This window comes from Plantactinospora sp. B24E8 (assembly GCF_039871735.1).
GTDB lineage: Bacteria > Actinomycetota > Actinomycetes > Mycobacteriales > Micromonosporaceae > Plantactinospora.
Map to the genome: position 1 here is coordinate 17,345 of NZ_JBDPMH010000047.1, position 12,478 is coordinate 29,822.

A 12,478-nucleotide genomic window follows, 5' to 3' on the forward strand; every position below is an offset into this window, starting at 1 on the left:
CGGCACCATGACGGACGGTCCCGGTCACCCCGGGGACGGGCCGGCGGACGACGGAACGATCTGCCACTATGGCCGGATGTTCCGGGATGGAAACAGCGGCACGGGCGGGCACCCGGTCGACCGGGTCAGGCGGCGGGGACACCGGACGGCCCGACGCTGGCTGGCGCCGGTCGGCGCCGCCCTGCTGGTGACGGCGCTCGCCGCCGGCTGTGCCGACGTACGACGGCCGCCCGAGGCGCCGCGCTTCGAACCGCCCGAGCTGGCGGCACCGACCGCGACCACCGACGGGCCGCCGACGGCGCGCCCGACCCCCACCCCGACCGGGTCGGCCAGCCCGAGCCGGTCACCGTCGCGCAAGCCCACCAGCTCGCCGGCGACAACCGGAACCCACCGGTACGCCTTCCCGGTCCGGACCGGAAACGTCGACTACCACCCGACACACTCGGGATATCCGGGCACCGACATCTTCGCCAACTGCGGCTCACCGGTGGTCGCCGTGACGGCCGGCAAGATCCTCGAGGTGAGCCGGGTCGACAACTACAGCAAGTCCGGCCCGCAGGGGCCGAACAACGGCGGGAAGTCGGTCTCGCTGCTCGGCGACGACGGCGTGCGCTACTACGGCTCACACCTGAACACGGTGGCCAGCGGCATCAACGCCGGCGTACGGGTCCAGGCCGGCCAGCAACTCGGCACGGTCGGCCGGACCGGGAACGCCAACAACGTCTGTCACCTGCACTTCGGCATCTCGCCGGTGTGTGGGCGTACCGGGGACTGGTGGATCCGCCGGGGCGCGGTCTGGCCGGCGCCGTTCCTCGACGCCTGGCGGAAGGGGCGGCACACCTCGCCGGCCGCCAAGGTCAGGGAATACCAGCGCGACAAGGGCTGCCCGAGCAAGCCGTGACCGGCGCCGGTGTGCGAGAGTCAGCCCCGTGAACGTCGCGGTGGTCGGCCTCGGTCTGATCGGCGGGTCGGTGCTGCGCGCCCTCGCCGCCGCCGGACACCAGCTGCTCGGCTACGACGCCGACCCGGCCACCCGGGCCACCGCGCGGACCGCCGCCGCCCAGGCGCCGGCCAAGCAGCGCTGGCAGGTCGCCCGGACGATCCGGGACGCGGTGGCGCACGCCGACCTGGTGGTGGTCGCGGTCCCGTTGCCGGCGGTGGCCGGGGTACTGGCCGAGGTGGTCGGCACCGGCTACACCGGCCTGGTCACCGACGTCACGTCGGTCAAGGAGCCGGTACGTGACCTCGTCGACCGCCACCTGGGTGACGGTGCCGGCCGGCTCGCCGGGTACGTCGGCGGGCACCCGATGGCCGGCCGGGAGACCTCGGGCTTCGGGGCCGCCGACGCCGAGCTTTTCACCGGCTGTGCCTGGGTGCTGTGCCTCGAGCCGGGGGTCACCGCGCTGCCGGACTGGCTGGAGCTGGCGACGCTGGTCACCGGGCTGGGTGCCCGGGTGGTGCCGGCCACCGCGGTCGAGCACGACCGGGCGGTGGCGGCGGTCAGCCACGTACCGCACCTGCTGGCGGCGGCGTTGGCGGCCGTCGCGGCCGACGATCCACTCGCCACCGCCCTGGCCGCCGGTTCGTACCGGGACGGCACCCGGGTGGCCGCGACCCGGCCGGAACTGATCGCCGCGATGTGCGGTGGTAACGCGGCGGCGGTCGGGCCGGCGTTGGACGCCGTACTCGCCGCGTTGGGTACGGCGCGGAGCGCGCTCGAGACCGGCGACCCGATCGACGCGCTGCGCGACTGGCTGTCGCCCGGCTCGGCCGCCCGGCGGGCCTGGCCGCCCCGGGCCGGCAACCCCGTCGAGCTGCCGGCCCGGACCGACGAACTGCTGGCGCTGGGCCGGGCCGGCGGCTGGGTGACCCGGGTCGCCGCCGACCGGCGTACGGTCACCGCCGTCCGGCCCGTTCCGCCGCCGACCGCCACCGGCTGACCGCATCGACGGTCCGGGGCCGGACGAGCTTCCGGCTACCGCCAGACTCCGTCGACCGGCGCCGGCGGTCCGGGCCGGACGGCGTTCCCGCTACCGCTGGGCGACCGTCTGCAGCGCCTCCAGCAGGGTGTCCCGGCTCTTCTTCTCCAACAGTTCGCTCGACCACTGCTCGTGCAGGGTGATCGTGCGACCGTCGTGCAGCGCGATCTGGGCCTTCAACGGCACCTGCTTCTGCACGGCCGCGCCGGTGAACTCCTCGAACGGCAGGAACTGGTGCCGACCGGCCAGCTCCGCGACCGGAACCGAACTGACCAGCTCCTGGAGCCGCTTGGTGCCCTTGTCCGCCTTGCCCGGGCCGCCGATCAGGACGAGCCCACGGTTGAGCACCAGGATGTCGTGCTCCACCCCGTCGACCTTGATGTTCGCCAGTCCGGCCAGCAGCCGGGAGCCGTCGGCGCTGGCCCGCCGCTGCACGATCCGACCCTGCTCCGGGTCGATGCCGAGCGCGGCGAGCCGGGCGAGCGCCTCGGGCAGGGTCTCCGGGCGGACCGCCAGGGCGGCGATCTCCGTCAGGTCGAGCGGTTCGCCGTCCCGCCCGACCAGCCGGGCCGGTTCGGACCAGGAGTGCCGCCACTGCGCCGCACCGGCGGTGGCCGCCGCGTTCACCAGCAGGGTGTCCATCACGTCGACGAACTCACCGACCGCCTCCTTGCGGGTGTGGTCGGGGAAGAGCTGCTCGGCGAACTCGGGGAACCGGCGCGACTCGACGAGTTCGAGCAGGACCGGCAGGCCCGGGTCCTCCGTACCGGTGAACCGGCCCAGCGCCCGGTAGACGTTGTCCGCCATTCGCTGCATCCCGGCGGCGACCATCGCGTGGGTGAACTCCGGCCAGGGCAGTCGGGTCCGGTCGCCGGCCTCGACCACCAGTTCCTGCAGCTGGCGGCCGGCGGTGCCGAGGTCGGGCAGCAGGATGCCGGCGGGTCGGTCGTCCGAGGCGGCGGGGTTGTCGGGCATCGCGGCGATGGCGGCGATCCGCTCGCCGATCGGCGGGTGGGTGTCCCACCGGGAGCCGGTCTCCTCCGGTTCGTTCGCCCGCAGCTTCGCCAGTTCCTCGGCCCGGGCGGCGACGAGTTCGGCGAAGCCGCCGAAGAGATCGTCGGGGAGGTACCCGGCGGACCAGCCGGGCTGCACGTACCGGGTGTGGAAGAAGCCCCAGGCGGCGTCGAGCACCGGCAGTTCCCGCAGCGCGGACGCGGCCGCGTCCCGGCCGGCGACCTGGACCGAGGCCTGGTCGGCCTCCAGTTCCTGACGCCGGGAGACCGCGTTGTCGACCAGCAGGTAGAGCCGGGCGTAGCCGCGGAAGACGTAGCCGACCGGGTTGCGGGGGCCGATCCGGCCGATGGTGCCGCCGATCGCCAGCCGTCCCCGGTACGCCACGCCGCCGAGCCGGGTGTGCCGGCCGGAGTAGTGCCCCAGCTCGTGGGCGAGGACGGACCGGATCTGGTCGAGGTTCATCGCCTGGAGCAGTGGCAGTCCGATGTAGAGGATGCGCCGGCCGCCGACCAGGCCGAGCAGTTTGGTGTCCTCGCTGACCGCCGCGTTGACCTCGGGCACGAGCCGGATCTCGTCCGGCGTACGGGTTCCCACCACGTTGGCCAGTTCGTGCACCGTACGCCACAGTTCCGGCGCCCGGTCCGGGCCGAGCGGCAGCCCGTGCGGCGGCTCGGGCTTGCTCCGGACCGCCTTCCAGAGCGCGACCAGGACGGCGCCGCCCGAGGCGGCGATGAGCGGCAGGGTGAGCTTCACCGCCAGCAGCCCGGGTATCACCGTGACGAGCCAGACCACCAGTGCCAGCGCGGCGCCCAGTTGGAGCAGCGCGACGACGTAGAACCCGGCCAGCATCACCACCGACGCCAGGGCACGGAAAGTCGCGGACATCCTGTCCTCCCCCGTTTCTGTCTCCCGCACCGGGTCACGGCGCGGTCACCGCCCTGATCAGAGGACGGCGCAGGGACATTACGACGATGATCATCAGTGCGCAAACCTCTTACGGCTGGACCTGGATCAGCCGTCCGACCAGCCTGCGTACCGTGCGCGGCGGAGGTCCGGTGGCTACGGTGTCGGTATGACCGCCCGGGACCCCGTCGCCGACCTGCGCCGGATCGCCTTTCTGCTGGAGCGTGCCAACGAGGCGACGTACCGGGTCCGGGCCTTCCGGTCGGCGGCCGCGACCCTGGCCGGCCTGCCCGCCGGGGAGTTGGTCGCCCGCGCGGAGGCGGGGACGCTGACCGAGCTGGCCGGGGTCGGTGACGTGACCGCCCGGACGGTCGCCGAGTCGCTGCGCGGCGAGGAACCGGTCTACCTGCGCCGGCTGCTGGCCACCGAGGGGCTCGACCTGGACGAGACCGCGACCGCGCTGCGGGCCGCGTTGCGGGGCGACTGTCACACCCATTCGGACTGGTCGGACGGGGGTTCGCCGATCGAGGAGATGGCGCTCGCCGCGGTCGAGCTCGGTCACGAGTACCTGGCGTTGACCGACCACTCGCCCCGGCTGACCGTGGCCCGGGGCCTGACCGCGGCCCGGCTACGCGAGCAGCTCGACCGGGTCGCCGCGGTCAACGACGCACTGCCGGAGGGGTTTCGGATCCTGACCGGGATCGAGGTCGACATCCTGGAGGACGGTTCACTCGACCAGGACGAGGAGTTGCTGGCCCGGCTGGACGTGGTGGTCGGTTCGGTGCACAGCAAGCTGCGGGACGAGCGCCGCCGGATGACCCGGCGGATGGTGACCGCGGTCGGCAACCCGCACCTGGACATCCTGGGGCACTGCACGGGCCGGATGGTCGCGGCCCGCCCGCCGGGGGTGACCGGCCCGGGTGACCGGGGGCACCGGGCCCGGACCCGGCCGGAGAGCGACTTCGACGCCGACGCGGTTTTCGCCGCGTGTGCCGAACACGGCAAGGCCGTGGAGATCAACTCCCGGCCGGAGCGGCAGGATCCGCCGAAGCGGCTGATCCGGCTGGCGGTGGAGGCGGGCTGTCTCTTCGCGATCAACACCGACGCGCACGCGCCGGGTCAGCTCGACTGGCAGCGCTTCGGCTGCGACCGGGCGGCGCGGTGCGGCGTACCGGCGGATCGGGTGGTCAACACGTGGTCGGCGGAGGGCCTGCTCGACTGGACCGGCTCGCACGCCGGCTGACCGCCCGATCCGGTGCCGGCGGGCTCAGCGCCGGGCTGACGGGACCGGTTCGGGGGCCGCCGCCCGGGCCTGCGCCCGGGGACGGCTGCGGCCCAGCAGTCCCTGGGAGACCGCCACCCCGGCCAGCACGATCGCCGCCCCGACCGGCTGGTACCAGGCGAGATGCTCGCGCAGCGCGACGACCCCGATCAGCACCGCGAAGATCGGAATGACGTACGTGACGGTGGAGGCCGTACTCGCCCCGGCCAGCCGGATGTTCCGCATGTTGATCACGAAGGCCAGGCCGGTACCGAGCGCGCCCAGCGTCAGCACACTGGCGATCGCCTCGGCGGAGAGCCGGGTCGGCACCGGCGGGGCCCCGGCCACCAGCGGCGCGACAATCGCGAGCTGCGCGGTCGCCATCAGCAGCTGGGCGGCGGAGAGCGCCAGCCCGGACTCGGTCCCGCCGGCGATGAACCGCTTCTGGTACGGAATCGAGACGCCGTAGCAGGCCGCCGCGCCGAAACACATCAGCTGCCCGGTGAACTGGGCACCGCCGAGCCCCTGCCACACCCCGAGCACCACCAGTACGCCGACGAAGCCCAGCCCGAGCCCGACGCTGCGGCGCAACGTCATCCGCTCGGTCCGGAACACCAGCACCGCCAACGGCAGCACGATCAGCGGCGTGGTGGCGTTCCAGATGCCGGCGAGCATCGACGAGACCCGCTGCTCCCCGTAGCCGAAGAGGGTGAACGGCACGGCGATGCCGATCGCCGCGAAGACGGTGAGGTGCAGCCAGAGTTTCGGGTCGCGGGGCAGCCGGTCGCGCAGCAGTGCCAGCACCACCAGCAGGGTCAGCGCGCCGGTGGCGACCCGGCCGAGGGTGACGTAGAGCGGGTGCATCTCCCGGACCCCGAGTTTGATGAACAGGAAGCTGGAGCCCCAGATCGCAGCCAGGACAAGAAAGCCGGGCAACCAGGCCCGGGAGGGAACTCTGTCAGGAGTGGCAGCGGCAGTCACCCCTGACACTCTGCCCGAGCCGTACGACGGTGTCGCGCGACTTCCGGGCCCGGTGTCGGAGACCACACCCACCACGCCGACACCGGACGGCGGTAACACGGATGAGGGAGTCGGCGGTCATCACGTAGGGTCGGGACCGTGGGACGAATCAACGAGCTGGCCGACCGGTACGTCGACGACTGGGCCCGACTGAGCCCGACCGGTGCGACGTACGCCGGCATCAAGGGATACGACGACCAACTCGGTGACTTCTCCCCGGAGGGTTACGCCGCCCAGGCCGACCTGACCCGGCGGACCCTCGCCACACTCGACGCCACCGAGCCGGACACCGAGGCGGAACGGACCGCCAAGGAGGCGATGCAGGAGCGGCTGGGTCTGGAACTGGCCCGGTACGACGCCGGCGAGGTGACCAGCGAACTGAACGTCATCGAGAGCGGGCTGCACGAACTGCGCCAGGTCTTCGACCTGATGCCGACCGAGGGCGAGGAGGCGGTCAGCAACATCGCCGCCCGGCTGGGCCAGTTCTCCGGCGCGCTGCAGGCGTACAAGACGACGCTGGCGAGTGCCGCCGACGCCGGGCACGTCAGCTCCCGCGCCCAGATCGTCGAGGTCGCCAAGCAGTGCGACGTCTGGACCGACCCGGACGGCGACAACTTCTTCCACAACCTGGTCGAGAGCCTGACCGCCGGTGACGCGCTCACCGCCGACCTGCGCCGTTCGGCCGCGGCGGCGACCGCCGCCACCGCCGAGTTCGGTCGGTTCCTCCGCGACGAACTCGCGCCCCGGGGCCGGGAGAAGCAGGCCGCCGGGCTGGAGCGCTACCAGCTCGCCTCGCAGTACTTCCTCGGCGCCAAGGTCGACCTGCACGAGACGTACGCCTGGGGGTTCGCGGAGCTGGCCCGGTTGGAGGCCGAGATGCGGGCGGTGGCCGCCCGGATCGCCGGCCCGGGCGCCAGCGTCGACCAGGCGGTCGCCGCGCTGGACGCCGACCCGGCCCGGCAGATCCAGGGCAAGGAGGCGTTCCGGGACTGGATGCAGGCGCTGGCCGACAAGGCGATCGCCGACCTGCACGGTACCCACTTCGACATTCCCGAACAGGTACGCCGGATCGAGTGCTGCCTCGCGCCGACCAGCGACGGGGCGATCTACTACACCGGCCCGAGTGAGGACTTCTCCCGTCCGGGTCGGATGTGGTGGGCGGTGCCGCAGGGCATCACCGAGTTCTCCACCTGGCGCGAGGTGACCACCGTCTTCCACGAGGGGGTGCCCGGGCACCACCTGCAGGTGGCCCAGACCCAGGTCCGGGCCGACCTGCTCAACCGCTGGCAGCGGCTGCTCTCCTGGTCGTCCGGGCACGGCGAGGGCTGGGCACTGTACGCGGAACGGCTGATGGACGAACTGGGTTACCTGGAGGATCCGGGTGACAAGCTCGGCATGCTCGACGGGCAGGCGTTCCGGGCCGCCCGGGTGATCGTCGACATCGGTTTGCACCTGGAGTTGGAGATCCCCAAGGACAACCCGTTCGGTTTCCACCCGGGTGAGGTGTGGACGCCGGAGCTGGGTTGGGAGTTCCTCCGGGGGCACTGCCGACTGCCGGACGAGAACCTGCGTTTCGAGCTGAACCGCTACCTGGGTTGGCCGGGGCAGGCGCCGTCGTACAAGATCGGTGAGCGGATCTGGTTGCAGGCCCGGGCGGACGCGCAGGCCCGCAAGGGTGCCGACTTCAACCTGAAGGAGTTCCACCGGGCCGCGCTCGACCTGGGCTCGATCGGTCTCGACCCACTCAAGGCCGCGCTCGCCCGGCTCTGACCCGTCGGGTACGTCGACAGAACGTCAAAACGCTCCGGCCCAGGACGGGATGTCCTGGGCCGGAGTGGTACCGCTGTCGGTGATGCCGATCAGCTGAAGTTCACGTCACTGCACCACATGTACGCCTGGTCGAGGTGCGAGGCCTGCCAGATGACGAACACGATGTGCCGTCCGGTGTAGCCGTTGGTCGAGACGTTGAACGAGATGTTCTGCGCCGGCGCGTACCGCCCGGTCTGCGTGATGAAGTCGAGGTTGCCCCACCCGAGGGTCTGGGTGGTGGGGTTGAACCCCTGCTTGCTGACGTAGACCCGGAAGTAGTCGGCACCGTGGCTGGCCTGGTCGTACAGCTGGACGGTGAAGTTGCGACTGATGTTGGTCGCCTTCCACTGTCCGGCCCGGTTCAGGCTGTTGTTGCGGGAGAGGCCGTTGCTGCAGAGCTGCCCGTCCGGGGTGCGGGCCTGGAACTGCCCACCGAGGCCGTCCCGCAGCGCGCTCATCCAGTTCCACATGGTGTCCGGGTTGGCCTGGAAGGCCTGGTAGCACATGGGGTCCTGTTGCTGCATGGCCGGGTTCATGTGGTTGTTGCCCCAGTCCTTCCAGCACTGGTACTGGCGGGACTGCGGGTTGATGATGGTGCCGTGGGCCTGGGCGACGCCGGACCAGGGCAGCATGCCGACCACCATGGCGAGCAGCAGGGCAAGCACGCGGAGGGGCTGCCGTACGGCCGACCGGGATCGCCGGCCGGATTGATCGGGCTTACGTGGAAGCACAGTACATCCTCCGTTCTCAGGTACTCATGATCGGCATGGGAGCGCTTTCCACAAGTGTTACACCTACGGACCGAAACATCAATAACCGTCTATTAATATCGGAGCCGGCCAGGCTGGGCCGAGCCTACCAAGGCAGCGATATCCGACTATACCTACGTCAGAGGTAATGAAACTCCGTCAGTCTGCGGTCAGCGGGCCGGCCGAGTTCGGCCGGTTCCTCCGCGACGACCTCGCGGATGCCCGAGCTGCGGGGTGTCATCCTGGTCGGGTGTCAGCCGCATTCGTAGTCGTCGTCGCGTCGAGTTTCGTGGCCGCCGGCTCCGTGATCTGGTACGTCCGTCCGCGCAACCGGTCCGGACCGCTCCTCGTCGCCGTGGGTCTGCTGTGGACGCTGGCACGACTGCCGGTCCCCGACGGCATTGACCGGTTGGTCGGCGGGCTCTGGGTCGCGGTCCTCGCACACGTCATGCTGGCGTTCCCGTCCGGCCGGTTGATCGGCCCGGCGGCCCGGGCGGCGGCCGGGTTGGCATACCTGAGCGCCGCGATGACCGGGCTGCTCCAGGCGCTGGTGCCGGCGTCGCCCGGCGTCGCAGCCGGCGCCGGCACCGTCGGTGCGGTGCTCAGCGGCTGCGCGGTGATCGCGGTGCAGGCGGCCCGGTGGCGTCGGGGCACGGTGACGCAGCGGCGTCTGCTCGCCCCGGTGACGGGTGCGGCACTGCTGGCGACGACGCTGTTCGTGGTGGTGAAGCCGGCGATGATCGCCGGCGCACCGATCCCGTACCTCACCGCCGTCACACCGTTGGCGTTCGCCGCGATCCCGGTGGCCTGCCTGGGCACGCTGCTCCGAGGCCGGATGGACCGGGCGGGGGTCGCGGATCTGGTGGTCCGGCTCGGTGCCGGGGCCGGGACGCCCAGCATTCAGCGGGCGCTGGCCGAGACGTTGCACGATCCGACACTGCGCGTCACGTACCGGGTGCCGGGCGTGGACCGGTACGTGGACCTGGACGGCCACGACCTGCCGCCGGACGCCGGGGCCGCGGTTACCCGGATAGACCGCAACGGCGAGCCACTCGCCCTTCTGGTGCACGACCGCACGCTGCTGGACAACCCCGAGTTGGTCGACGCGGCGTGCGCGGCCGTTGCGCTGGCGCTGGAGAACGAACGCCTGACCGCCGACCTCCGCGCCCGGCTGCGCGAGGTGGCCGAATCCCGGAATCGCGTTCTGCGGGCGGCCGAGGACGAACGGCGGCGGCTGGAACGAGACCTGCACGACGGCGTCCAGCAGCGGCTTCTTTCGATCCCGCTCGTGCTGGGCCTGGCCGACGCGGCCCTCGATGAGCGCCCGGAGCGGACCCGCGCGCTGATCACCGAGGCCCGGGGTACCGCGTTCGCGGTGCTGGGTGAGCTACGGGCCATCGGGCAGGGCATCCACCCGCCGGTGCTGACCGAGCGGGGTCTGGAGGGCGCGGTCCGGGAGCTGATGGCACTGACACCCGTGCCGGTGTCGCTGCGCGTCCGGCTCGCCGCCCCGCCGCCCGCGTCGGTGGAGACAACGGCGTACTACGTGGTCGCCGAGGCGCTGGCGAACGTCACCAAGCACGCCGATGCCGGTCGGGCCGAGGTACGGATCGACGCGGACACCGGGCGGTTGACCGTCGAGGTGGTCGACGACGGCCGGGGCGGGGCGGACACCGCGGCCGGCACCGGGCTGCGCGGGATCGCGGAGCGGGCCCGCAACAACGGTGGCAGGCTGACCCTGACCAGCCCGCCCGGTGGCGGCACCAGGGTGGAGGCGGTACTGCCGTGCGAGTCGTGATCGCCGAGGACAACACCCTGCTGCGTGAGGGCGTCGCCCGGCTGCTCACCGAGGCCGGATTCGCGGTGGTCTCCCGTGTGGCCGATGCGGACGCGCTGCTCGCCGACGTGGCCCGGCACCGCCCGGACGTTGCCCTCGTCGACATCCGGCTGCCACCCACCCGGACCGACGAGGGCCTGCGCGCGGCACGGGAGATCCGGCGGCGGCACCCGGGGACCGGCGTACTGGTGCTCTCCCAGTACGTCCGGGTCAGCTACACCGTGGAACTGCTCGACGGCGGGGCCCGGGGCGTCGGCTACCTGCTCAAGGACCGGGTGTCCGATCTCGCGGAGTTCGCCACCGCGGTACGCCAGGTGGGCGCCGGCGGGTCGGCGTTCGATCCGATCGTCATCGACCAACTCGTCGGGCGGCGCGCCGACGCCGATGATCCGCTGCGGGTGCTGACCGAGCGGGAACGGGCCGTCCTCGCGCTCATGGCGGAGGGCCGGGCGAACCAGGCCATCGCCCAGCGGCTCGGCATCGCCGAACGGACCGTGGAGAAGCACTGCACGAGCATCTTCGCCAAGCTCGGCCTGCCGGCCCGGCCGGACGACCACCGCCGGGTCCTCGCGGTGCTGCGTTTCCTGAACGCCTGAACGACGCGCGCCGGGGTGTGGGCAGCCGCACCACGCACCGGGTGCCTCCCCGGTGGCTGATGGGTGCTGTCCGGCTTCTCGGCAGCACACCAGCGCCGAAGAATCGGCCCGTGAACATCTCCCACGCGACTCGCGGCGGCAATCTCGGCCGGGTGCGTACGCGATTGAGGCGACCGTTGAAGCTCCTGGTCATCGGCGTGACGGCGTTCGTCGTACTGCTCGTCGTGCTGGTGACCGGTTTCGTGGTGTTCCGTGACCCGCCGGTGGAGCCGTTCGAGCCCGTGGCGTGGGATCCGGTCGCGGGCTTCGCCGTACCGTCGGAGAAAATCGACGGTGTGGCGGCGGCAGGCATCGCGCCCCTGGTCGACGAGGTTGTGGACGGTCCGGAGGACCTGGCCGTGGACACGGCGGGGCGGGTGTACACCGGCGACCGTCAGGGGCGAATCCTGCGGGTGGATCCCGACCACGGGCGGATGGAGGTGTTCGCCACCGTCGGCGGCCGGCCGCTCGGCCTGGTGTTCGCCCCGGACCGGCACCTGATCGTGGCGAACCACGGCGTCGGCCTGCAGTCCGTCTCGCCCACTGGTGAGGTGACACTGCTGGCGGGGACGGCCGGCGGGACGCCGATCCGGTTCGCGAACGACGTCGCGGTCACCGCCGACGGCACGGTCTACTTCTCGGACGCGAGCGCCGAACACCACCGGGCCGCGCTCGGCGACGTGTCCTCGTACGCCCTGTACGACTTCCTCGAAGGACGTCCACATGGCCGGTTGCTGCGCTACGAGCCGGCCACCCTACGGACCACGGAGCTGTTGACCGGGCTGTATTTCCCGAACGGCGTGGTCGTCACCAACGACGGGGCGGCGGTGCTGGTGGCCGAGTCCACCCGGTACCGGATCACGCGGTACTGGCTCGGCGGCGGCCGGGCCGGCAGCTCCGACGTCCTGATGGACGGATTGCCCGGCGTGGCGGACGGCTTCACCCGCGACACAGACGGCACCCTGCTGCTGGCGATGTACGACCGGGTGCCGGCACTCGACCGGTACGTGCTGCCGTCGGGTTGGGCGCGTCACCTCGCCGTACGACTGCCACAGTCGATGCTGGTCGACGAGGACAACCCGCAACCTGGCTCGATCCTGGTGCTCACCGAGGCCGGCGAGGTGGTCCGGCACATCGTCGCCGCCCGGCCCGCCGTGGCGAACGTGGTGCCGTACCAGGGCCGTTGGCTGCTCGGCTCGCTCACCGGGAACCGGATCCGGGTCATGTCGCCGCCGGCCGTCTAGTCCGTCCCGCGACTTCCGTCCCGCGAC

At 72.1% G+C, this 12,478-nt stretch carries 10 protein-coding genes; 7 read left to right on the forward strand and 3 right to left on the reverse strand.

The window, feature by feature from the left end; all coding sequences use genetic code 11:
• Positions 1 to 76: 76 nt before the first annotated feature.
• Both ABGB21_RS34500 and ABGB21_RS34505 read left to right on the forward strand, forming a co-directional pair.
• Positions 77 to 901: a M23 family metallopeptidase gene (locus ABGB21_RS34500; protein ID WP_347681346.1), complete on the forward strand. Its 825-nt coding sequence runs from the start codon at positions 77 to 79 to the stop codon at positions 899 to 901.
• A gap of 28 nt (positions 902 to 929) precedes the next feature.
• Positions 930 to 1,940, forward strand: a complete 1,011-nt coding sequence (locus tag ABGB21_RS34505; RefSeq protein ID WP_347681348.1) for a prephenate dehydrogenase/arogenate dehydrogenase family protein — start codon at positions 930 to 932, stop codon at positions 1,938 to 1,940.
• Between the two features lie 90 nt (positions 1,941 to 2,030).
• Here the strand turns inward: ABGB21_RS34505 and ABGB21_RS34510 are convergent, their stop codons facing one another.
• Positions 2,031 to 3,878: a M48 family metallopeptidase gene (locus tag ABGB21_RS34510; protein WP_347681350.1), complete on the reverse strand. Its 1,848-nt coding sequence runs from the start codon at positions 3,876 to 3,878 to the stop codon at positions 2,031 to 2,033.
• Between the two features lie 187 nt (positions 3,879 to 4,065).
• Between ABGB21_RS34510 and ABGB21_RS34515 the strand changes: the two genes are divergently transcribed.
• Complete coding sequence (locus ABGB21_RS34515) at positions 4,066 to 5,139, forward strand: PHP domain-containing protein (protein WP_347656772.1); 1,074 nt, start codon at positions 4,066 to 4,068, stop codon at positions 5,137 to 5,139.
• A gap of 24 nt (positions 5,140 to 5,163) precedes the next feature.
• Here the strand turns inward: ABGB21_RS34515 and ABGB21_RS34520 are convergent, their stop codons facing one another.
• A complete protein-coding gene (locus ABGB21_RS34520) occupies positions 5,164 to 6,138 on the reverse strand; it encodes a DMT family transporter (protein WP_347656774.1) in 975 nt (324 codons plus the stop codon).
• 138 nt (positions 6,139 to 6,276) lie between these two features.
• Between ABGB21_RS34520 and ABGB21_RS34525 the strand changes: the two genes are divergently transcribed.
• Positions 6,277 to 7,947 (forward strand): DUF885 domain-containing protein, encoded by a 1,671-nt coding sequence (locus ABGB21_RS34525; protein WP_347681352.1) that lies wholly within the window; start codon positions 6,277 to 6,279, stop codon positions 7,945 to 7,947.
• Positions 7,948 to 8,036: 89 nt separating this feature from the next.
• Here ABGB21_RS34525 and ABGB21_RS34530 read toward each other — a convergent pair whose 3' ends face one another.
• A complete protein-coding gene (locus ABGB21_RS34530) occupies positions 8,037 to 8,651 on the reverse strand; it encodes a lytic polysaccharide monooxygenase (protein WP_347681354.1) in 615 nt (204 codons plus the stop codon).
• A gap of 334 nt (positions 8,652 to 8,985) precedes the next feature.
• Between ABGB21_RS34530 and ABGB21_RS34535 the strand changes: the two genes are divergently transcribed.
• From ABGB21_RS34535 to ABGB21_RS34545, 3 genes are all read left to right on the forward strand, one after another.
• Positions 8,986 to 10,533, forward strand: a complete 1,548-nt coding sequence (locus tag ABGB21_RS34535; protein WP_347681356.1) for a sensor histidine kinase — start codon at positions 8,986 to 8,988, stop codon at positions 10,531 to 10,533.
• Positions 10,521 to 11,168: a response regulator transcription factor gene (locus tag ABGB21_RS34540; protein ID WP_347656782.1), complete on the forward strand. Its 648-nt coding sequence runs from the start codon at positions 10,521 to 10,523 to the stop codon at positions 11,166 to 11,168. The genes ABGB21_RS34535 and ABGB21_RS34540 overlap by 13 nt, the downstream gene beginning before the upstream one ends.
• A 152-nt stretch (positions 11,169 to 11,320) precedes the next feature.
• Positions 11,321 to 12,451 (forward strand): SMP-30/gluconolactonase/LRE family protein, encoded by a 1,131-nt coding sequence (locus ABGB21_RS34545; protein WP_347681358.1) that lies wholly within the window; start codon positions 11,321 to 11,323, stop codon positions 12,449 to 12,451.
• The last annotated feature ends 27 nt before the right edge of the window (positions 12,452 to 12,478 follow it).